Here is a 21,054-nt window from a genome sequence, read left to right as displayed (position 1 = left end):
TTATGGGTTTGGCCAAGCGCATTATCCCTTGCCTTGATGTGGACAACGGCCGTGTGGTTAAAGGCGTGCAGTTTGTCGATATTCGCGATGCCGGCGATCCGGTCGAGATCGCCAAGCGTTACAACGAGGCCGGTGCTGACGAGATTACCTTTCTCGATATTACCGCCAGCCACCAAGGGCGCGACACCACGGTACACACGGTCGAGCGGATCGCCAGTGAAGTGTTTATCCCGTTAACCGTGGGCGGTGGTATTCGCAGCAACGAGGATATTCGCCGTATGCTAAACGCCGGTGCCGATAAAGTTGGCATTAACTCGGCGGCGGTGCACAACCCAGATTTTGTCAAAGCCGCCAGCGACCGCTTTGGCGCCCAGTGTATTGTGGTGGCGATTGACGCAAAACAAGTGAGTGCGCCGGGCGAGCCTTTGCGCTGGGAGATTTTTACTCACGGGGGCCGCAAGCCCACCGGCATTGACGCCATCGAATGGGCCGCGCGCATGAGCGAGTACGGCGCCGGCGAGATACTGCTTACCAGCATGGACCGCGACGGCACCAAAAATGGGTTTGATCTGCCGCTAACAAGCGCCATTAGCGCGGCGGTGCCGATACCGGTTATTGCTTCCGGTGGCGTGGGTAACTTGCAGCATTTAGTGGATGGCGTTACCGACGGCCACGCCGACGCGGTATTGGCGGCGAGTATTTTTCACTTTGGTGAGTACTCGGTACTAGAGGCAAAAACCTATATGCAAGAGCGCGGCATCGAAGTGCGCTTGTAGCCCACTCTTATGTTCAATAGCGCCACCAAAAAAGGCACGCCGGTTGGCGTGCCTTTTTTGGTGGCTAATTGCTAACACCCGGCTACCGCTTAAACGTCTCTCGAATCAAATCCATATGGCGCGCAAACGCCAGGCTATCGGCAAAGGATACCGTTTGCGATTCAAGCCGTTTAGCAATTAAATCATCGGTTACCGCTTGCGCCTCAAAGCAAAACCCTTGCTCTTGACGATTATCGATAAACTTATCCACCTGCTCATCCAGCACGTACAGGGAGCACTCACTGGCGCGCCAAAAGTCAGGGATTGCGATATAACCTTCGTCGCCAATAATATAAGCCCAGTTTTGTAACTTGCAACGAAACGACGTACCGAGACTTGCCACCGCATCGCGATAATTAAAGTGAATGGCCAGGTCATCCTCCACCCCATTGGGGGCAAAGCGACTGATCACTTGCACATCATCGGGGGTTTGCGGCATAAACAACCATGCTAACGCCACTGGGTAAACGCCCATCTCCAGTAAGCAACCGCCCGCTAAATCGGCGTCGTACTCTCGTTTTTTGGGGTCAAACGGCAACTGCGGATAACCAAAATCTGCCTTTATGTGCTTGATATTACCGATGCGGCCTTCATCGACCCACTGCTTAGCTTTGCGCAGGGCGGGTAAAAAGTAAGTCCACATGGCCTCCATTAAATAAACACCGTTATCCCGCGCCATTGCTTGCAGCGATTCGCATTCAGCGACACTCACGGTTAGCGGTTTTTCACACAGTACCGCTTTGCCAGCTTCAAGCGCTGCACGAGCGTGCTGGTAATGTAAGCTGTGCGGGGTGCCGATATAAACCACATGGATATTTGGATCGCTAAACAGCGCCTCGTAGCTACTGTAGGCATTGGTAATATTGTGCGCAAAAGCAAACTGTTTTGCTTTATCGAGATTGCGCGCGGCTACAGCATGCAGCTGCGCGTTTTTTACGGCGCTAAAATCCTGCGCAAATTGCCCGGCAATACGACCGGTACTGACAATACCCCAACGAACTTTCTTCATAGCTTAACGTTTAAACTCCGTCTCTAGCTGCTCAAGTGTTTTACCTTTGGTTTCTGGCAGTAACCAATACACCAACACCAAACCTATCAGCGCAAAAAAACCATAGATAAAGAAGGTTATCGCCGAGCCGTAATGACTCAGTTGCCACGGGAACACCACCTGCACCCCGTAACTAACCGCACTGTTAAGCATACCTACAAATGCCATACCCACCCCGCGCAAATGGTTGGGAAAAATCTCGGACAATAATACCCACATTACCGGCCCTAAAGACACCGCAAATGAAGCGACAAACCCGAGAATACCAATAAGAATTAAATAGGGGTTCATATTGGTGGCGGCGGCAATGATTTGCCCTTGGTGCGTGCGCAGCTCAGTCTCAGACAAGTGATTACGCAGCGCAATCTTAAATACCACGTCATCGTTATACGTCAGACCTTCAAGGGGCCGCAACCGGTCGCGCAACTCGGTATCGCTTACCTCAATCGCGGCAACATCGTCGATGACATACGTTGCCTGTTTAAAGCCATAGGTACAAATGGCCATGCTGATCATAACCCCCGCCAGGCCTACAATCAGCAGCGGCCGGCGGCCGAGCCGCTCGATAAGTACCATAGCGACAATGGTAAACACCACATTGGTCACACCGATCCAAATTGCCTGAGCAAAAGCCGCATTGGTACCAATCCCGGTCTGCTCGAAAATAGTGGGAGCATAAAAGTAAATGACATTAACGCCCGTAATTTGCTGAGCAATACCGAGCACCACACCAACCACAAGCGCCAAACGGACATTGGGCTTAAACAACTGCTTTAAACGCTGAATAAAAGGCTCAAGTTTAGTGTGATTGGTCGCGCCGATAGCACTTACCTCAACGTCGGGATCAGCATCAGGCAACAATTTAGCAATCACGGTGCGGGCCTTGGCGGGCTTACTGTTTAGCACGAGCCAACGCGGACTTTCGGGAATCAGTATAAGCATAAAAACGTAGATAGTCGCAGGAACAACTTCAATGCCCAGCATCCAGCGCCACGTGTGCTGATCTAAGCCTAAGCTTTGCGTCCATTGCGCGCCAGAATTAGCTAACTGCAAAATAAAGTAGTTGGCAAAATACGCCGCCGAAAAACCCAAAACAATATTTAGCTGATTAATAGACACCATCCGGCCGCGCTGAGCAGGCGGGGAGATTTCGGCGATATAAATAGGCGCTAAACTCAAGGCCCCAAAGCCCAAACCGCCAATAAAACGCGCCAGTGAAATGGTAAAGTAATCGGGTGCCAGCGCCGAAAACGCCGCCGAGATAGTGTACAAAATGGCAATAAGCAGCAGTACCGGCTTGCGACCAAAGCGGTCGCTCAGAGGGCCGGAACAGGCGCCGGCAATAATACCGCCTAACGTCGGCGCACCCACCACTAAGCCCAACTGCCAATCGGTCAGGTTAAAGTCGGCACCAATAAAGTTGATCGCACCAGAAATAACCGAGGCGTCAAAACCGAATAAAAAGCCACCGAGCGAGACAATAATGGCCAGACGAAATGCGTAACTTGATTGAATCATTACTTTTTATACTCTTGTCGGCGTTTCGTAAAGTTCGGGCATCCTGCCAGGATTATTCTAGTAAGCGTTGCGCAACAGACGATCTTCAATAACGGAACTGGTGGCAAACTGGTAACGCATATTGCGATAGACACAGACATCGGTTATCCCCTCGGGCGTCCCTTTAGGGCAACAGCGGTAATTAGTCGAGACGCGATAACCGCCAGTGACAGGCCTCACCCGATGCCAGGTGTGGCCGTGCAACAACACTAAAGTGCCTTTCGCCGGCGAAAGTACCACTTGATCGGAAAACTCTTCGTTAACGTCACCCACCGTGATAGTACCGCGACGGTGCGAGCCTGGTACCACTAAGGTTTGGCCGCCAATTTCCGGGGTGATATCGGCGGTATAAACTAAGCGGTTGACGTTAAAGCGGTTTTCGTCTTCTTCCGGGTCACAGTCCTGATGCCATGCCTGCCCTTTAGTGCCTTGGCGAGAAAACATCGTCATGCAATAAAGGTGGTACCAACCCTCGCCGAGAATAGCTTCGGTCAACGCTTTTAGGCGATGGTCATTTTCCACCGTGTCAAACTCGTCAACACCCTCTTTTTGCGGAAACCAAGGAATCACTTCAGTGGCCGATTTTTGTAGAAATTCATCTGTGTGCAAAAATTCGGGAGACGAACCAAAATGTTCAACTATCAGCTGCTGATAGCGATCCATTAGCGTCAAGTCAAAAAAATCTTCTATGACTAAATAGCCATCGCGCCAAAACTGCTTTGCCAAATCCTGATAATTTAACGCTGTCATAATGACCTCGAGGTTTTCTTAAGCCACTCGCGGGCGCGATCCTGGTTAATAAAAAGCGGGGCACTGATTTTTTTGGCCCAATAGCGAATCACTTGATCGTTATCGTTTAAACGCGAGTTTGATTGGGCAAAAAAACCATTGCAGCCTTGATCTGTCTGTTCGGTCCACATAGGTGAGTAAACGGTGTCGGACCAGTCAGCATTGATATAGGCGATAGCGCCAATAACGTCTTTATTGCGTTCGATGTGAGAGATAAAACCGTCGATCCACCGCATAGCCAATGCCGGGTTGGTCGCTATATCAATTTGCTTGGTACAATCGCCCGTGTGTGGCGCCGCCTCGCCGATAAAAGCTTTGATGCCACGTTCGCGGGCCAGGGCCAACTCATTTACACCGCGGGACTCCGGGTCAATCGTAAAATACGAGTACCCGATCCAATCGACATATTTGCTACTGGCCTCGTCGGGCTCTGGGTAATACGCCAATAGAGTTTCGCGACTGGCTGCCCCCACCGAGTGCAACACATACTCAATGTTATTCACCTCTTTTTTATCCATGTACTGGTGTATGTATTTAAACGCCGCTTTAAATTGCGCAGGGTCGTAGTTATTCCACTCGCCGTCAAACTCGTAACCAATGCGTAACAGTACCAAAGCATTTAGGCCTTTGGCCCAATGGGCAAACTCATCTAAGTAGGCATCGTATTCACCGCTGGCGATTTTGTAGGCATTACACTTGGGCGTACCGCGACATTGCTGACCATCAACGTCTTTTGGCCCAGCCATGTAAAAACCAATATTGACCACCGCCGGGTCAAGCGCGGGCTCTTGCAAAATACAGTCGACACATTGCACACCAGCCCCCCAGTTGGTCGGTGCTAACAAGGCTTCATTGCCCCGATAGGATCGGGGGGCATCGGGGGCGTTAGCCGCGTAGGGCTGATCTACATCATAGGAAATATAATCAGAAAAACCCGCAGGTTTGGGGAGCCGCTCGTCGTAATAGTAGGCGTGGGTAGCACGCAGGTTTTGCCCCGCCAGCACCAAGACCCCGTCTGCGGGCTCTGGCGTATCCGCCATAACGGTGCCGCTTAATACACATAAACCGACAAAGGCGAACACAGTGGAAATGCGGTTCATAAAACCTCCGGCTCATCGTAGTTAAAATAATGAAAGTCAGCCGAACGCTGACGGCCAGTCATGTCTTGGCAGGCCATACCGACGAATGCACCGGTAAAGCTGGCCCCCTCGCCTTTACCCGCTTCACACGACAACAAACGGTAATCGAGCTCACCGGGCAGCGTGACCCAATCTGTACCATCGTAACTATAGCTAAAGCGCAGTTGCGCTCGGTCCACCTCTGCTTTTAAGTGTACCTCGCCCTCTTGCTTAATATTTATCGGGGCCAACGGAAAGCTAGCCGACAAACCAATATCGGCCAAGCACGACATGATGCCAATGTGCCGCTGGCCATTGTCATCGCAGCTAAGGTATAAATAGTGAAACTTTTGCGAGTTGTAATAGCACACCAGCCCCGCCATCTGCTGAAAGCTTGCAGGGGTAAACTCGATACAGGTTTGCGCGGTAAAACGCAGAGCACTCTGGCGCATTGCCACCAGTGACGACAAATTCCAACTACCCAAAGACTCCCGCCCGATTAAGCGCAGACAACCCTGGCGCGCGGTAAGGCTAAACAACTTATCTGGATAGGGCGTGCGCAACCACTGAAACGCCGCCGGTAAACGGGGGTCATTAAACTTAAAGTGCGTCGACTCTTGCGGCCACGGGTGGAGCGGCAGGTTAGGCGCCGTGACGGCCGAGGCCGGCTCAGCGCTATCGGCTAAACGCAACCAGCCGTCGGCATTCCACGCCACCTTTTGAATCGCACTCTCGCGCCCTAACGGGCTAAAGCGTTGCTCGGGCGCAAGCGGGCGCGAGCATAAATGCACGGCATAGAATTCACCGTTTTGGGTTTCAACCCAGTCTCCGTGGCCGCAACGCTGTAACTCAAGCTCTGGGCTGTCTTTGGCGGTAATAAAATGGCCGGCAGGGTCTAACTCGTAGGGGCCATCTAATTGGCGTGAGCGCGCCAGCGTCATCGCGTGGTTATAGCCAGTGCCGCCCTCGGCGGTGAGTAAGTAGTAAAACCCTTCGCGCTTATAAATATGCGGGCCTTCGGTAAAACCAAGCTCGGAGCCAGGAAAGATGTTTTGGGTCTCACCGATCAGCTCACCTTTTGTTGGGTCAAACTCTTGCAACATAGTGCCGCCAAAAAAAGTGCGATCGGGGCGGTGATCCCAAATCATGTTCAGCAGCCACTTGCGACCGTCATCGTCGTGGAAGAGCGACGGATCAAAGCCACTGCTGTTTAGGTAGGTAGGAGCAGACCACTCGCCGTCGATTTGTTCACAGGTTGTGAGGTAGTTGTGGGTGTCTTTAAAGTTGCCATCGAAACGTTTTACGTCAGTGTAAACCAGCCAAAACTTACCATCTGCGTAACTCAGACACGGTGCCCACACGCCGCAGGAATCTGGCTCCCCGGTCATATCCAATAACTCGGGGCGGTTTAACGGCCGCGCCACTAAACGCCAGTTGACCAAATCTTTGGAGTGATGGATTTGCACCCCTGGGTACCATTCGAAGGTCGATGTAGCGATATAGTAATCATCGCCAACACGAACAATAGAAGGATCGGGGTTAAAACCGGGCAGTATGGGATTATGTATTACACGGGTCGTCATGGATTATTGCCTTAATCAACCTCACCCCGCATCCGTTGCGGCAATCGCCCTCAGCGGGAGGCCTTGTTGTTTCTTGGGATTATCGAATCTTCGATCAATTATATCGTTAATGTTAACGATAACTAAGCGTTAGTCAAGAGCTACAGCCATAAAATAGAGTAAAGCCAGGAAAATGGAGTGCAACAAGGTGTCTGTTATTTGTGCGGTACGGCGTATACCTGCTCCTGCCATGCGCGCCTGTTTTAGGCGCGCCAAACGGTATTAAACAGCGGCGCCAGATAACCCGGCGAGTCTGTTTTCAGGGCGTTGCGAATAGCGTGTAAATCTGGAGGGCAATGCATAAAAGGAACGGTAGCCGAGATCCTCGGCTACAAAAGAGGGGCAACCAAGCACGACAACAAAGCCGCTCAGGTAAGTTTCGCGCTTGGCTAGAGGTTTTTATGCCGCGCGATAGCGCTCGATAATCTTTGCCGCTTCCGGCGCCGAGGCACAGATAAAATCTATAAATTCACCCACTCCCACCTCCGCATCACGGCGGCTGTCAAACGGGCCAATATCGACACCTTCGCGAGTTTGATAGTACCAGTAGCCGGACTTTTCTAAAAACCGGCCGCTGCGCTCTGGGACTTCGCCCTGTTCGCCATCTCTGTGTTCTAGCGTCATAGTCTTCACCTACAGTATTAATCAATCCTTGACGTGGGCATCATCCTAATCGTTGTGATTCCCGCATTAGTTACTATTTGCATTATGGAGCAAATTTTAACGCTCGTGTGTGATTTTCTAGCCTTCACCCCGAATTGCTTATACCGTGTTTCTCTAGCTTCGCTGCGGGCTGATAACTCCAGTTTATCAAACTTTTCCAGTTCCACCAGCGCACACTGACGATCGAGGGCGGCATTTGACCAGCCGGCGGCCGATAGTCGCGCAGACTGTCAGGCGCCAAAGGACAGTATCCGGCGCCAAAACGTGCGCGCTGCACTAAAGCCGAAGCGCTGACCAGCTGCACCGCTTGCTCTGCCATTAAGGGGGCGGCACGCTCTAACACGGCCAGCGTCTCCGGGTGCGGGTGACCAATGGCAACCGCCCAGCCGCGTCGCTGCGCCAAGTGCAGGGCACGCTCTAGCTGCTGCTGAATGTGCGTGGGGCTGCGCTCGTGATCCAAAAATACATCGCGCCGTGCCGTTTTAAGACCGTAGTCACGTCCTACTCGCTCTGCAACGCTCGCCGCCGTGGTGCGACTATCAACAAAAAACAAGTCGCGCCGCACCAGCTCGCTCATAACCCAGCCCATCGGCTGCGGCTGCGCTGTCAGCGCACTGCCCATATGGTTATTAACCCCCACCACCTCGGGCAGAGACGCTAAGCTGGCGCGCAAACTCTGCAACAATTCGGCACGAGTCATACTTAACTCTAACGCACCGGGGCCAAGGGGCAAACCGCGCTCGTTGGCCATAGGGGCATGCAGCATTAGCTCTTTGCCGCGCTCACGGCCAAGCTCGGCCAACTCGCGGGTGTGCGGCGTCATGGGGAGTAAAGCTAAGGTGTAGGCACCCGGCAGCTCGGCCGCGCGGCGCCCTAGGGCGAGGTTATAGCCGACATCATCGATAATAATGGCGATTCGGGCAGGTGAGTTAACCGGCTCGGCCACCACAGGTACGACTAAACCCAGTGCCATTAGCACCAGTGCGCCCACACGCGCCAGCATCGGGCTGACGCAAGCGCTCATGGCGCTTCGGGAATATCGTCTGGGCTGGGAATCTCATCGCTAGCCGCATTCGGCGGGGCAATACCGGCGCCGTCCTGTGGCTCGGCCAGCTTTGGCTGACGCAAGATATTAAGCCCCTTAAGCAAGTTCAAGGCTTCGTGGAGCTGGTTGTCGTTGCTCAACAGCGATTGTTGCGCGCTACGCGCTTGGTCGCGACTCTTGCTATCGCTCTCGTCTTCGCCGTTAGTGTTGCCTAAGTGGCCTGCCAGGTCGGCCTCGGTGGTACGCAGGCGCGGCTTAACCGCCGTTACTTTAGCGCGCTCGACTTGAACATCGGGTTCGATTCCCTGCGCCTGAATCGAGCGACCGCTAGGGGTGTAATAGCGCGCCGTGGTGAGTTTAATCGCGCGACTCTCGGAGATGGGCACGACGGTCTGCACTGAGCCTTTACCAAAGCTGCGCGTGCCCATAATGACCGCGCGCCCTTGATCTTGCAGGGCACCGGCGACGATTTCTGAGGCCGAGGCCGAGCCATCGTTAATAAGTACCACGACCGGCAAACCATCGGTTAGATCACCGGGGTTGGCCTCATAGCGGCTGTAGCTAGATTCCAGCCGGCCCTCGGTATAAACCACCAAACCACCGTCCATAAAAGCATCGGCCACATCCACCGAGGCCTGCAATACGCCACCTGGGTTGTTGCGTAAATCGAGAATCACACCTTTTATGTTGCTGTGCTCGCCCAGAGTTTTTTGCAATCGACTCGCCACATCGTCGCCAGTACCAATCTGAAATTGCGCAATACGCAAATACAGGTAATCGTCATCGAGTATTTTGGTGCGCACGCTGCGCACTTTAATAATGTCGCGCTCGATAACCAGCTCAAACGGCTGATCAACCCCCTCGCGCACAATCGTAACCGTTAAGGGGCTGCCTTTAGGGCCACGCATCAGAGTGACGGCCTCACTCAGGCTTAAACCTTTAACCGGCTTTTCATCCAGGCGAATAATAAGATCGCCCGCTTCAATACCGGCTTTTTGCGCGGGGGTATCGTCAATAGGTGAGATGACTTTAACAAAGCCGTTCTCCATCCCCACCTCAATACCCAAACCACCAAACTCACCCGAGGTATTAACTTGCAAGTCTTCAAACGACTCGGCATCGAGGTAAGCGGAGTGCGGGTCCAGCTCGGCCATCATGCCTTTAATGGCATACTCCAATAGCTCTGAGTCACTCAGCGGCTCGACATAGCTGTTGCGGATATGATCGTAAACACGGGTAAAGGTGCGCAAATCCTCTAACGGCAACAGCCCTTTTGAAGGCGCATTAGCTTCATCATCCGAAGCCACATCGGGCGCGGTATTCTGCGCCGCTGCCGGCAACGACAATAACCCGGTCAGAGCCAACAGGCAGAACAATCGTTGGCAAGTGGCAAACAGCATGTGTTTCTCCTGCAACTGAGCCGATGGCTCATTAGCGTTAATAGGGGGACAGATCACGCCCGAGCCAACCAAGTACTGGGGTTAGTCGGCTGACCATTATGACGTATCTCAAAATACAGGCCACTGTAACTTTGGCCGCCGCTGTTGCCCACTCGGGCAATCACTTCACCGCCATTGACTCGATCGCCCGGGCGTTTTAACAGAGTCTGGTTATGGGCGTAAAGGCTCATATAGCCCTCGCCGTGGTCGACAATAATCAGCAATCCGTGGCCGCGCAAATACTCGGCAAAAATAACCCGCCCGCTGTGCACCGCCAGCACGGGGCTGCCGGCGCGGGCGTCAATCACAACGCCCTCCCAGGCGAGCTGGTTGCCCACGCGATCGCTACCGTAGCGGTGGCGCAGCTTGCCGTCGGCGGGCCAGGGGAGCTTACCGCGCAAACCACTAAACGCGGCACCGGCGGGTGCAGCCTGGCCGATCGTTGCTGTCATTTCATCCAGCAGCGCCTGCAAACGCTTGCCGTCTTGGCGCTCGGCCACCAGCTTGGCGTCTTTGCTGTCGATTACTTTAGCAAGTTTGGCGAGCGTAGCGGTACGCTCCTGTTGTTGAGCGTTTAATTGCCGCTGGCGCTCACTGAGCTGATCGCGCCGCTCGCGCAAGCTATCGCGCCGGGCAATAATTTCGGGCTCAAGCTGGTCGAGTTTTGCCAGCGTCGCCAAGTAAGATTTAAGCTTGTCGTTGCGCGCCGCCAAAAGGTAATCGTGGTATTTGCTAAGGCGGGTAATACGCTCGGGGGACTGTTGGTTCAGCAATAATCGCAACGGGCTTTGCGGGCCAGACTGATACGCACTGCGCACTTGGCTGGCGATTTGGGTGCGCTGCACTTGGCGACTGCTTTCTAGCTCGCGCTGACGCTGTTGCAGCGACTGTAAATCGGCGTCTTGCGCTTTTATTTCATCGCCAATAGTCTCGACTTTTTCTTCCAGCTCACCAATGTGCGTCTCGGATTTCTCCAAGTCTTTTTGCAATTGGCCGCGCTGCCCTTTGACCTCGTCCAGCTCTTTTTTCAGTTGCTCGATGTTGTCCCGCAGCGCTTCCAGTTTTTTTTGGTACTCGGCGGCATCGTCTGCCGCCAGTGCTGGCGCCGCCATAAAAAGGGCGCAGCATACCGCCAACAGACACAAAAGCCCCAGCGCCCGATAGCCAGGCGCTAAGGTCTTGGCAGTCAGTACCTGCACGAACTTAAACACTAGACGCGGCGAGCTCAGCCTAATTACTCAGCCAGAGTAATTAAGTTGCGGCCGGTCATCTCGGCGGGCTGTTTCATGCCCATTAAATGCAGCATGGTTGGCGCCACATCCGCCAGCGAGCCCCCCTCGGCAATGGTGCCTTTGCGGTTGCTGACAAACACCAGAGGAACCGGCAACGTCGAGTGTTGCGTGCTTACCTGACCCGAGTCCGGGTCAAACATCTCTTCGCAGTTACCGTGATCGGCCGTTACTAACACTTCGCCACCAGCTTTTGCGGCCGCCTCTAGGACCCGACCCACACATTCATCGACAGCTTCGACAGCGGCCACGGCGGCCTCAAACACCCCCGAGTGACCCACCATATCGCCATTGGCGTAGTTACAGATAACGGCATCGTACTTACCGGATTCGATCGCCTCGACCAGTTTATCGGTCACCTCTGGTGCACTCATCTCAGGCTTCAAGTCATAAGTGGCAACATCGGGAGAAGGGATCAAAATGCGATCTTCACCGTTAAATTCAGCCTCTTTACCACCGTTAAAAAAGAAGGTGACATGGGCGTATTTTTCAGTCTCGGCAATACGCAGCTGAGTTTTTCCCTCATTTTGCATGTACTCACCAAACGAGTTCACCAGCTCTTGCGGCGGGAAAGCGACGCTGGCTTTAATGTCGGCGGCGTATTCTGTGGTGGTTACAAAGTCAGCCAGCTGCGGTACCAATTTGCGCTCAAAGCCGTCAAAGTCGGGCTCAGTCAAGGCGCGGGTAATTTCGCGGGCACGGTCGGGGCGGAAGTTCATAAAGATCACGGAGTCGCCATCGTTGATGGTAGCGACTTCTTCACCTTCACCCACAATCACGGTAGCTTTGACAAACTCGTCGTTTTCATCCCGAGCGTAAGCCGCCTGCAAACCCGCCACCGCGGTTTCGGCGTCGTACTCGGCATCGCCAGTCACCATCACGTTGTAGCACTGCTCGACGCGATCCCAGCGATTGTCGCGATCCATCGCAAAGTAACGACCGCAAATACTGGCCACACGCCCGGTGCCCAACTCGGCAAATAGCGCCTCGGCTTTTGCCAAGGGGCCCTCGGCACTGCGCGGGGCCGTATCGCGACCATCCAAAAAGGCGTGCAGATACACTTGCTTAGCGCCACGCTCTACCGCCGCGCGGATCATCGCAAAGATGTGATCTTCGTGAGCGTGCACACCACCTTCTGACAACAAACCAATAATATGCACGGCTTTGCCGGCGCTATTGGCCTTGTCGATGGCGTTGGCATAAGCGGGATTGGTGGCAAACTCGCCATCTTCAATCGCCTTGTTAATACGGGTAAAGTTCTGATACACAACGCGGCCAGCACCCAATGTCATATGGCCCACTTCGCTGTTGCCCATCTGCCCTTCAGGCAAACCCACAGCCAACCCAGATGTGCCGATCAAGCTGGCCGGACTGTTGTTCCAAATGCGGTCCCAGACGGGGGTCTTGGCGCTGTAAATGGCGTTGTGTTCGGTGTTCTCTGAGTGGCCGAATCCATCGAGGATCAGCAATACCATAGGTTTTTTCTTGGCAGTCATAGGTAATCGTCGCTTATGTATCGTACAAATTAGACAGGCATTATGCTCAATAAAGGCCATTATTCTAACTGCTATGGGGCCACAACTCTATGGGGGAGCGCCTGAAAGGCTGAGAAAATGGGCGATCTTGGTGTATACTCCCCGCCTTTGTCGCCATAGGGCTCGCGGCCCGAGACAATCACAACAATTCAGATAGCTCGATAACCAAAGGTGGTTCGGTGGAGATTATTGCTTTTCTCAATCAAGAGTGGATGCTGGTCAGCATGCTGGCGGTGCTTATTCTTATTTATGGCTGGCGCGAACGGATCAAAAACGGCCAGCCCGTGACGACTCAGCAGGCGACTGTTTTGATTAATGCCGACACCGCCATCTGGCTGGACGTGCGCGAGACCAAAGAGTTTGACGCCGGACATATGGTTGACGCCATCAACATCCCCCACGGCAAAGTTGCCGAGCGCCTGAACGAGCTGGAAAAGCACCGTGACAAAACTATCATTGTGGTCGACAAGCTCGGCCAGCACGCAGGCAGTACCGGCCGCTTATTGGGCGGAAAAAGCTTTGATGTACGACGCCTGACCGGCGGCATCAGCGAGTGGCAAAACCAAGGTCTGCCACTGGTAAAATAGCGGAGCCCCTATGGCCAAAGTTACCATGTACACCACTGCGATATGCCCTTTTTGCGTCAGCGCTAAACGCTTACTGGCCAGCAAAGGTATCGTGAATATTACCGAAGTCCGCGTCGACCGCGAGCCGGCCAAGCGCAAAGAGATGATGGCCAAAAGCGGTCAACGCACAGTTCCACAGATCTGGATTGGCGAGCGCCACGTCGGCGGCTTTACCGACCTCAGTGCCTTGGACAAACGCGGCGAACTGGATCCGTTGCTAGCATCCTAATCGCCCCCACTTACCGACGAAAGAGACAGAGCTATGTCAGAAGAAAACAACACCCAAGAAGCCGCCGGCGAAGAACAAGCAAAACCGGCATTTTCCATCAAGCGCATTTACCTCAAAGACCTGTCGTTTGAAACACCAATGGGTATTGAGGCGTTCAACCAACAGCAACCGCCAAAAGTTGAGCAAGAGCTAAACGTGCAAGTGACTAAAATTGACGACGCCCACCACGAAGTCGTGCTGCTGCTTACCGTTACCGCCAAAGTTGAAGAGCGCACCGCGTTTTTGATCGAGGTTAAACAGGCTGGTGTATTCAACATCTCGGGCCTTCAGGGCGTACAGATGGCGCAAACCATCAACTCTACATGCCCCAACATTTTGTTCCCTTACGCGCGCGAGACTATCGACAGCGTATTATCACGCGGCACCTTTGCCGCTCTGATGCTGCCACCGATCAACTTTGATGCGGTATTTGCGCAAGCCATTCAACAACAGCAACAACAGCAAGCCGCTGCCGAGAGCGCCCAAGCGGACGCTTAATCGCAGCCTGCTGCCCGCACCTTAAAAGCCCACAGCCCGCTGTGGGCTTTTTTGTCTATAGTCATAAGTAGCTCTCGGCAAAGCACGGTACATCTGCGTATACTCATACAGGATTCATTAACAGGGCTTATTTTAATTCATGTTTAATATTTCCCGTATTTTACGCTCCGGCGCGAGCCAAATCGCCGCGATTGACCTCGGCTCCAATAGCTTTCACATGATCATCGCGCGCTGGGAGAATCAACACATTACCCTGCAAGACAAACTGCGTGAGCCGGTGCGCATGGGCTGGGGCCTAGAGGAAGACGGCAGTTTGAGCGACGAGGCCCGCGACCGAGCCCTCGCCTGCCTCGAGCGCTTTGGGGAGCGACTGCGCAACTTTCCCTCCGGCAGCGTCAGAGCCGTCGGTACCAAAACCCTGCGCTCAATTACCGACTCCAAAGAATTCTTAAAGCTTGCTCAAGAAAAACTCGGCCACCCGGTCGAGATTATCTCGGGCGAGGAAGAAGCGCGCCTCATCTACCTAGGCGTCGCCCACTCGATCGCGCCAGACGACAAAAGTCGACTGGTAATTGATATCGGCGGCGGCAGCACCGAGGTGATTGTCGGCACTGGTATGCACCCAAGCGTCAAAGAAAGCCTAAGCATGGGCTGCGTCGCCATGACGAAGCGCTTTTTTGCCGATGGCAAAGTCACTGACAAAGCTATTAAAAAAGCGCGCATCGCCGCCGGCCAAGAAATTGCACCGGTGGCCGACGAGTACAGCGACAAGCCTTGGCAAGAAGTTCTAGGGGCATCCGGCACGATTAAAGCCGTTGCCAACGTGTGCCAACAGGCGGGCTGGAGCGACGGCGAAATCACCAAAAAATCCCTCGACAAAATTATTGCCGCCTACGCCAAGCACGGCGCCACCGACCTTGCCCTAGACGGTGTCTCAGACGATCGGCAGCCGGTTTTTTTAGGCGGCGCAATCGTTCTGGCGGCACTGTTTGATACCCTCGACATCGACACCATGCTGGCCTCAGACTGGGCCCTGCGCGAAGGGTTACTCTACGATTTAAAAGGTCGTCTAGAAGATCACGACATTCGCCAAGCCAGCGTCGTGGCCTTAGCCGAGCGCTTCCACGTTAATATCCCCAAGGCCGAACGAGTCGCCCAGACCGCACAAAAATTATTGTCGCAAGTCAGCGAGGACTGGGCGCTTGAGCCTATTGATGCCGGCAAGATGCTGAGCTGGGCCGCCCACTTGGCGCCTGTTGGTTTGGATATTTCGCACAGCGATTATCACAAGCACAGCGCCTATATTGTCGCAAACGTTGATATTGCCGGCTGCTCCCGTGCCGAGCAAACCCAGCTCGCCCTACTCGCCCGCACCCACCGCAAAAGCTTACAAGAAAAACAACTCACCGAAAATGGCGATGAGTTACTGCACCTGGCAATGCTTTTGCGCTTAGCTGTTATCTTTAATCGCACCCGCCGCCACAGCCTGCCAGAAGGTATTGAACTGAGCGCCAAGAAAAAGAAAAAACTCAGCCTACGCCTGCCGCAAAACTGGCTGGACGCTAACCCACTGGTGCTAGCTGATTTAGAGTCGGAGGCGAATTACTTAAACAAAGCCGGCTATCAGCTGCACATTATTACCGATGAGCAACAGGAAACATAACGATCACATCAATCGCTTTTGTTTTTAGCCAACAGCGTCTAGCTTAGATAGGCTTTAAAAACTCTTCGGCACTGTTTTTAAACCCAATAGTTTCTGAAGCCTTTTCAAAAAAGCAGCTTTAACGGCGCCACCAAGAGCCGAACATTAATTGCTCAGCGCCCACTGCTCTAGCAGTTGATCTTGAGCATTAATGGCTTCTTGACCGTCTTCTGGCTGTATATGCACATAACTGCCGTCGCTTTGCAGCAACCAAGCATGGGTATTATCAGCAAGATACAACTTCATATCACTGACAATCTGATCGCGGATTTTTTTCGCTTTAACGGGAAAGCATGTTTCCACCCGATGAAACATGTTGCGAATCATCCAGTCGGCGCTGGAGCAAAACACATGGGGATTGCCGTGGTTTTCAAAATAAAATACCCGGCTGTGCTCCAGAAAACGGCCCACCACGGAACGAACCTGGATATTCTCGGACTGACCGGGAACGCCTGGACGCAATTGACATACGCCGCGCACAATCAAATCTACCTGTACCCCAGCATTAGATGCCTCGTAAAGCGCCAGCACTAGTTGCTCTTCGTACAGCGAGTTCATTTTAGCGATAATACGTGCGGGAATACCGTTGCGGGCATTCTCGGTTTCTTGCTGAATGTATTTAAGCATCCCCTTATGCAGGGTAAAAGGAGCATACATCAGCTCGCTCATTTTTGACGCTTTACCCATGCTTGATAGCTGAATAAAAATTCGGTACACATCGGCGCAGATATCAGCGTCCGACGTCATTAAACCATAGTCCGTGTAAAGCTTGGTCGTCTTAGGATGATAGTTCCCGGTGCCCAAGTGCACATAGTAGCGCAGCTTTTTTTCTTCGCGGCGAGCAACCAACAGCATTTTAGCGTGGGTTTTATAACCCACCACACCATAAATAACGTGAATACCATAACGCTGTAAACGCTCAGCCAGCGCGACATTTTGCTCTTCATCAAACCGCGCCCGCAACTCGACAATAGCCGTCACTTCTTTGCCCGCCTTAGCGGCCGCGACCAGCGCATCGACCACTGGCGAGTTTGATCCGGTGCGATAGAGCGTTTGTTTGATCGCCAGCACGTGCGGGTCCATTGCTGCTTCACGCAAAAAATCTACAACAGACTGAAAGGAATCAAACGGATGGTGCAGTAATAGATCGTTCTTTTTTAATGCTTGGAAATAATTATCGGCGCGCTTAGGCAGCTTGGGCATCGATTGTACAAACGGCTTAAAAAACAAGTCCGAGTCATCGACCAAATCAAACAAATCAGACAGGCGATTTAAATTAACCGGGCCATCCACGCGGTATAAATCACGTTTATTAATCTCACAGCGACCGAGCAAAAACTCCTCAATGTCCGTTGGGCACGTACCGGTAATCTCTAGCCTTACCTCGTCGCCGTATTGACGATAAACCAACTCACCCTGCACCGCGCGAAGTAAATCATCGGTCTCCTCTTCATCAAGAAAAATATCCGAATTGCGTGTCAAACGAAACTGGAAGCAGTCAATCACCTCCATGCCGACAAAAATTTCGCCCATAAAATGGTGAATGATCGACGACATAAAGACAAACTCGCGACCGGCCTTGGCAACACCGTCGGGCAGCTCAACCATGTTCGGCAAGGAGCGCGGAACCTGCACAATAGCGCGCCCCGAATTGCGGCCAAACGCATCTTTACCATCAAGCTTAACAATAAAGTTAAGTGACTTATTCAAAATTCGCGGAAAAGGGTGCGCGGGGTCCAAGCCAATAGGGCTTAGCAGCGGCATGACTTCGGTTGCAAAGTAATCACGCAAATACGCAACTTGCGTATCCGTCCACTCATCGCGACGAACGATATAAACATGCCGCTCGCGCAACAGCGGAATAATCTCTTTGTTCAGGATGCTGTATTGCTCGGAGACTAACTGATGGGATATCTGAGCAATAGCCGCCAGGTTATCGGCGTGGCCTAAACCATCGGACGGTATCGCACTGGTGCCGACTTCCAGCATCTGCACCAAGCCACCCACTCTAACCTCAAAAAATTCATCAAGGTTGGTGGAAAAAATACACAAAAAGCGCAAACGTTCTAACAGCGGCAAGGAGCGATCGTAAGATTGATACAAAACCCGCCGGTTAAACTCCAGTAGGCTTAACTCGCGATTGAAAAAGTGCTCTGACACAACAACCTCCTGTTGGGGCCCAGCCATGCTCTGGGCGCCGAAAATACATCGCCCCAGAATATGACCAAATTATGACAGAAATAAGTCAGACAAGCGCCAACTATCCTGCTTGAGAGGGCCCATCACCCTGGGTTATTGGTTGCAGCGATAAACCGTAAAATGCTGTCGGCCATCGACAATGCTGGAGGAGGGCACCACCGTATCGCCACCAAGACGCGCGGCCTCATTACGGGCAATAGTCGCCAGCTCTTCGCCCATCTTGGCCTTATTGCGGGAGAACGGGCCCATGCCATCCATCACCTTGGCGGTCACATGGCTCAGCTGCTGGCACTCGGTAATATCCTGCGGCCCAACCAGCGCGACTTGGCGCGCGGCATCTTCTAAATCAACCCAGCTACAACTTGCCAGCACGAGCATAGAGGCCAGCAACAAGGGAACTCGCATATTTAGCTCCTATTTACTATTCGCGATCAACAGTACACGCCATAAACCGCACATCACCGTTCAGGCACCTTCATCGGCCTCAGCGCGATTACTCGCTCAGGCCGAGGTTGTTCACAACCCGAGCAATAGGCTCGGCCTGGTTCATGGTGTAAAAGTGCAAACCAGGTGCGCCGCCCTCGAGTAAGGTTTCGCACAGCTCGGTAATTAGCTCTTCACCAAAGTCGCGCAACGCCTCGGGGTCGTGCTCATAACTCTCTAACCGCTTACGCAACCAACGTGGAATATCAGCGCCACACGAGTCAGAAAAACGCATTAGATTACGGAAGTTAATAATAGGCATAATGCCAGGATATATCGGCTTATCAATGCCCACTTTGGCACATTGGTCTAAAAAGTAGAAATACGCATCGGGGTTAAAAAAGTACTGGGTAATAGCATTATCGGCACCAGCGTCAAATTTTCCCTTTAAATAGCGCACGTCATCTTCGTAGCTTTTAGCCTGCGGGTGTATCTCGGGGTAAGCCGCCACCTCTAACTCGAAAGCGTCGCCAAAGTGCTCGCGGATAAACGCCACCAACTCGTTCGCGTAAACCAGCTGGTACGAGCCACCCACGCCCGATGGCATATCGCCGCGTAGGGCAACAATGCGCTCGACGCCGGCATCGCGATACTCACCCAACAACGCCTTGATGGTTTGCTCATCGTCACCGCCAAACGACAAGTGCGGTGCTACCGGCGCATCCAAAGCGTTAAACTGCTTTACCAGATTTTTGGTGTTATCGCGGGTCGAGCCACCAGCCCCGTAGGTCACCGAGAAAAAATCGGGCGCAAACTCAGCCAGCTTATCCCGTACCGCCGCGAGTTTAATCCGGCCCTCGTCGGTTTTGGGCGGAAAAAACTCAAAGCTGAGGCGTAAAGAATCTTCACTCATAATCGTTTCCTATGGTTCCGTGTCAGACGTCCGACACCAGACGTCTGACGTACCTCACCAATTAATATTTATAACTTTCTGGTTTGTAAGGGCCGTTAACGGGCACGCCAATGTACTCGGCTTGTTCGGGACGCAGCTGGGTAATCACACCGCCAAAGCCTTCGACCATGTGGCGCGCGACTTCTTCGTCGAGCTGTTTAGGCAGTACTTTAACGTAAACGCCTGCAGGCTTATCAGCCGCCGATAAATCGGCAAATTTGTGATCGTACAAATAAATTTGCGCTAGTACTTGATTGGCAAACGAGCCGTCCATAATACGCGACGGGTGGCCAGTGGCATTGCCAAGGTTAACCAGACGACCTTCAGACAAAAGCAGTAAGTGATCGCCCGCTTTGCGATCGCGGTAGATTTTGTGCACTTGGGGTTTTACTTCTTCCCACTCCCAGTTTTCACGCATGTAAGCGGTGTCAATTTCGTTATCAAAGTGGCCAATATTACATACCACCGCTGCATTCTTAAGGGTTTGCAGCATCGCGGCATCACACACATTCGAGTTGCCCGTGGTGGTGACCAACAAATCAGTTTTGCCCAGCACTTCTACATCGATATCGGCGGCATTGCCGGTGTTAACACCGTTTTTGTAGGGGGATACCACCTCGTAGCCGTCCATACAGGCTTGCATGGCACAGATAGGATCGATCTCGGTGACTTTTACAATCATACCTTCTTGACGCAGCGAGGCCGCCGAGCCTTTACCCACATCGCCATAGCCGATAACCAGGGCTTTTTTACCGGACAACAAGTGATCGGTACCGCGCTTAATGGCATCGTTCAAGCTGTGTCGACAACCGTATTTGTTGTCATTTTTGCTTTTAGTTACCGCATCGTTAACATTAATGGCCGGCACTTTAAGCGTGCCTTTATTCAACATATCCTGTAGACGATGAACACCGGTAGTGGTTTCTTCTGAGATGCCGTGAATATTGTCCAGAAGATCGGGGAACTTCTCGTGAACCAACTGAGTTAAGTCACCGCCATCATCCAAAATAATGTTGGCATCCCATACCTCACCGTCTTTAACCACGGTTTGTTCGATGCACCACCAAAACTCTTCTTCAGTTTCGCCCTTCCAGGCAAACACCGGAATACCAGCGGCAGCAATGGCCGCAGCGGCGTGATCTTGGGTTGAAAAGATATTACAGCTCGACCAGCGCACTTCGGCACCCAGCGCCACCAGCGTCTCAATCAACACCGCGGTCTGAATGGTCATGTGAATACAACCCATGATCTTGGCGCCCGCCAACGGCTGTTGCGCCGCGTACTGAGTGCGCAGCGCCATCAGCGCAGGCATTTCGCCTTCGGCGATGTCGATTTCCATACGGCCCCACTGAGCCAATTTTTGAAACTCTTCGGCAGAGCCGGCAGCGACTCTGTAGTCGGTAAAAGAGGTGGCGATAGTCATAATGTCCTCGTGTTTAATGTCGGACGCCTGATGTCGGACGTCT

19 protein-coding genes are annotated in these 21,054 nt (G+C 52.9%); 5 read left to right on the top strand and 14 right to left on the bottom strand.

Going from position 1 to position 21,054, the window contains the following annotated elements:
• Positions 1-2: 2 nt before the first annotated feature.
• Positions 3-776, top strand: coding sequence for an imidazole glycerol phosphate synthase subunit HisF (gene hisF / locus AACY82_RS10125; RefSeq protein WP_339616693.1), 774 nt, complete (start codon positions 3-5; stop codon positions 774-776).
• Positions 777-858: 82 nt separating this feature from the next.
• Here hisF and AACY82_RS10120 read toward each other — a convergent pair whose 3' ends face one another.
• The 10 genes from AACY82_RS10120 to gpmI all read right to left on the bottom strand — a co-directional run bounded on the left by AACY82_RS10120 (position 859) and on the right by gpmI (position 12,881).
• The gene (locus tag AACY82_RS10120) at positions 859-1,824 is read right to left on the bottom strand and encodes a Gfo/Idh/MocA family oxidoreductase (RefSeq protein ID WP_339616692.1); all 966 of its coding nucleotides are present in this window, start codon (positions 1,822-1,824) and stop codon (positions 859-861) included.
• Positions 1,825-1,827: 3 nt separating this feature from the next.
• Entirely contained in the window at positions 1,828-3,381 is a 1,554-nt protein-coding gene (locus AACY82_RS10115) for a sugar porter family MFS transporter (protein WP_339616691.1), read from the bottom strand.
• Between the two features lie 57 nt (positions 3,382-3,438).
• The gene (locus AACY82_RS10110; RefSeq protein ID WP_339616690.1) at positions 3,439-4,170 is read right to left on the bottom strand and encodes a phytanoyl-CoA dioxygenase family protein; all 732 of its coding nucleotides are present in this window, start codon (positions 4,168-4,170) and stop codon (positions 3,439-3,441) included.
• On the bottom strand, positions 4,167-5,309 hold the full coding sequence (locus AACY82_RS10105; protein WP_339616689.1) for a hypothetical protein: 1,143 nt from the start codon (positions 5,307-5,309) through the stop codon (positions 4,167-4,169). The genes AACY82_RS10110 and AACY82_RS10105 overlap by 4 nt, the downstream gene beginning before the upstream one ends.
• Positions 5,306-6,910 carry a glycoside hydrolase family 43 protein gene (locus AACY82_RS10100; protein WP_339616688.1) on the bottom strand — a complete coding sequence of 535 codons (1,605 nt, stop codon included), beginning with the start codon at positions 6,908-6,910 and terminating at the stop codon, positions 5,306-5,308. Before AACY82_RS10100 ends, AACY82_RS10105 begins: the two co-directional genes overlap by 4 nt.
• 438 nt (positions 6,911-7,348) lie before the next feature.
• Entirely contained in the window at positions 7,349-7,573 is a 225-nt protein-coding gene (locus AACY82_RS10095) for a DUF6316 family protein (protein ID WP_339616687.1), read from the bottom strand.
• 124 nt (positions 7,574-7,697) lie between these two features.
• Positions 7,698-8,636 (bottom strand): divergent polysaccharide deacetylase family protein, encoded by a 939-nt coding sequence (locus AACY82_RS10090; protein WP_339616686.1) that lies wholly within the window; start codon positions 8,634-8,636, stop codon positions 7,698-7,700.
• The gene (locus tag AACY82_RS10085; RefSeq protein ID WP_339616685.1) at positions 8,633-10,057 is read right to left on the bottom strand and encodes a S41 family peptidase; all 1,425 of its coding nucleotides are present in this window, start codon (positions 10,055-10,057) and stop codon (positions 8,633-8,635) included. The genes AACY82_RS10090 and AACY82_RS10085 overlap by 4 nt, the downstream gene beginning before the upstream one ends.
• 53 nt (positions 10,058-10,110) lie before the next feature.
• Complete coding sequence (locus tag AACY82_RS10080) at positions 10,111-11,295, bottom strand: peptidoglycan DD-metalloendopeptidase family protein (protein WP_339616684.1); 1,185 nt, start codon at positions 11,293-11,295, stop codon at positions 10,111-10,113.
• 35 nt (positions 11,296-11,330) lie between these two features.
• Positions 11,331-12,881: a 2,3-bisphosphoglycerate-independent phosphoglycerate mutase gene (gene gpmI / locus AACY82_RS10075; RefSeq protein ID WP_339616683.1), complete on the bottom strand. Its 1,551-nt coding sequence runs from the start codon at positions 12,879-12,881 to the stop codon at positions 11,331-11,333.
• 218 nt (positions 12,882-13,099) lie between these two features.
• On the opposite strand from gpmI, the gene AACY82_RS10070 reads away from it, so the two are divergent.
• From AACY82_RS10070 to ppx, 4 genes are all read left to right on the top strand, one after another.
• Positions 13,100-13,507, top strand: a complete 408-nt coding sequence (locus tag AACY82_RS10070; protein WP_339616682.1) for a rhodanese-like domain-containing protein — start codon at positions 13,100-13,102, stop codon at positions 13,505-13,507.
• 10 nt (positions 13,508-13,517) lie between these two features.
• Complete coding sequence (grxC, locus tag AACY82_RS10065; RefSeq protein WP_339616681.1) at positions 13,518-13,775, top strand: glutaredoxin 3; 258 nt, start codon at positions 13,518-13,520, stop codon at positions 13,773-13,775.
• Positions 13,776-13,808: 33 nt separating this feature from the next.
• The gene (gene secB, locus AACY82_RS10060; protein WP_339616680.1) at positions 13,809-14,312 is read left to right on the top strand and encodes a protein-export chaperone SecB; all 504 of its coding nucleotides are present in this window, start codon (positions 13,809-13,811) and stop codon (positions 14,310-14,312) included.
• A gap of 139 nt (positions 14,313-14,451) precedes the next feature.
• A complete protein-coding gene (gene ppx, locus AACY82_RS10055) occupies positions 14,452-15,975 on the top strand; it encodes an exopolyphosphatase (RefSeq protein ID WP_339616679.1) in 1,524 nt (507 codons plus the stop codon).
• A 144-nt stretch (positions 15,976-16,119) separates the two neighbouring features.
• Here the strand turns inward: ppx and ppk1 are convergent, their stop codons facing one another.
• The 4 genes from ppk1 to ahcY all read right to left on the bottom strand — a co-directional run bounded on the left by ppk1 (position 16,120) and on the right by ahcY (position 21,011).
• The gene (gene ppk1 / locus AACY82_RS10050; RefSeq protein WP_339616678.1) at positions 16,120-18,201 is read right to left on the bottom strand and encodes a polyphosphate kinase 1; all 2,082 of its coding nucleotides are present in this window, start codon (positions 18,199-18,201) and stop codon (positions 16,120-16,122) included.
• Between the two features lie 105 nt (positions 18,202-18,306).
• On the bottom strand, positions 18,307-18,618 hold the full coding sequence (locus AACY82_RS10045; protein WP_339616677.1) for a DUF4156 domain-containing protein: 312 nt from the start codon (positions 18,616-18,618) through the stop codon (positions 18,307-18,309).
• An 88-nt stretch (positions 18,619-18,706) separates the two neighbouring features.
• A complete protein-coding gene (gene metF, locus AACY82_RS10040) occupies positions 18,707-19,549 on the bottom strand; it encodes a methylenetetrahydrofolate reductase [NAD(P)H] (RefSeq protein WP_339616676.1) in 843 nt (280 codons plus the stop codon).
• A gap of 61 nt (positions 19,550-19,610) precedes the next feature.
• On the bottom strand, positions 19,611-21,011 hold the full coding sequence (gene ahcY / locus AACY82_RS10035) for an adenosylhomocysteinase (protein ID WP_339616675.1): 1,401 nt from the start codon (positions 21,009-21,011) through the stop codon (positions 19,611-19,613).
• Between the last annotated feature and the right edge of the window lie 43 nt (positions 21,012-21,054).

Origin of the sequence: uncultured Gilvimarinus sp. (assembly GCF_963972205.1) — a bacterium.
Classification (GTDB): Bacteria; Pseudomonadota; Gammaproteobacteria; order Pseudomonadales; family Cellvibrionaceae; genus Gilvimarinus; species Gilvimarinus japonicus.
This window is presented reverse-complemented; position numbering and strand designations above follow the sequence as displayed.

Coding starts and splice junctions, on each gene's coding strand:
- hisF (WP_339616693.1), top strand. CDS start 3: ATGGGTTTGGCCAAGCGCATTATCCCTTGCCTTGATGTGGACAACGGC.
- AACY82_RS10115 (WP_339616691.1), bottom strand. CDS start 3,381: ATGATTCAATCAAGTTACGCATTTCGTCTGGCCATTATTGTCTCGCTC.
- AACY82_RS10105 (WP_339616689.1), bottom strand. CDS start 5,309: ATGAACCGCATTTCCACTGTGTTCGCCTTTGTCGGTTTATGTGTATTA.
- AACY82_RS10120 (WP_339616692.1), bottom strand. CDS start 1,824: ATGAAGAAAGTTCGTTGGGGTATTGTCAGTACCGGTCGTATTGCCGGG.
- AACY82_RS10090 (WP_339616686.1), bottom strand. CDS start 8,636: ATGAGCGCTTGCGTCAGCCCGATGCTGGCGCGTGTGGGCGCACTGGTG.
- AACY82_RS10045 (WP_339616677.1), bottom strand. CDS start 18,618: ATGCGAGTTCCCTTGTTGCTGGCCTCTATGCTCGTGCTGGCAAGTTGT.
- AACY82_RS10110 (WP_339616690.1), bottom strand. CDS start 4,170: ATGACAGCGTTAAATTATCAGGATTTGGCAAAGCAGTTTTGGCGCGAT.
- secB (WP_339616680.1), top strand. CDS start 13,809: ATGTCAGAAGAAAACAACACCCAAGAAGCCGCCGGCGAAGAACAAGCA.
- metF (WP_339616676.1), bottom strand. CDS start 19,549: ATGAGTGAAGATTCTTTACGCCTCAGCTTTGAGTTTTTTCCGCCCAAA.
- ppx (WP_339616679.1), top strand. CDS start 14,452: ATGTTTAATATTTCCCGTATTTTACGCTCCGGCGCGAGCCAAATCGCC.
- grxC (WP_339616681.1), top strand. CDS start 13,518: ATGGCCAAAGTTACCATGTACACCACTGCGATATGCCCTTTTTGCGTC.
- AACY82_RS10095 (WP_339616687.1), bottom strand. CDS start 7,573: ATGACGCTAGAACACAGAGATGGCGAACAGGGCGAAGTCCCAGAGCGC.
- AACY82_RS10100 (WP_339616688.1), bottom strand. CDS start 6,910: ATGACGACCCGTGTAATACATAATCCCATACTGCCCGGTTTTAACCCC.
- ppk1 (WP_339616678.1), bottom strand. CDS start 18,201: ATGGCTGGGCCCCAACAGGAGGTTGTTGTGTCAGAGCACTTTTTCAAT.
- AACY82_RS10085 (WP_339616685.1), bottom strand. CDS start 10,057: ATGCTGTTTGCCACTTGCCAACGATTGTTCTGCCTGTTGGCTCTGACC.
- ahcY (WP_339616675.1), bottom strand. CDS start 21,011: ATGACTATCGCCACCTCTTTTACCGACTACAGAGTCGCTGCCGGCTCT.
- gpmI (WP_339616683.1), bottom strand. CDS start 12,881: ATGACTGCCAAGAAAAAACCTATGGTATTGCTGATCCTCGATGGATTC.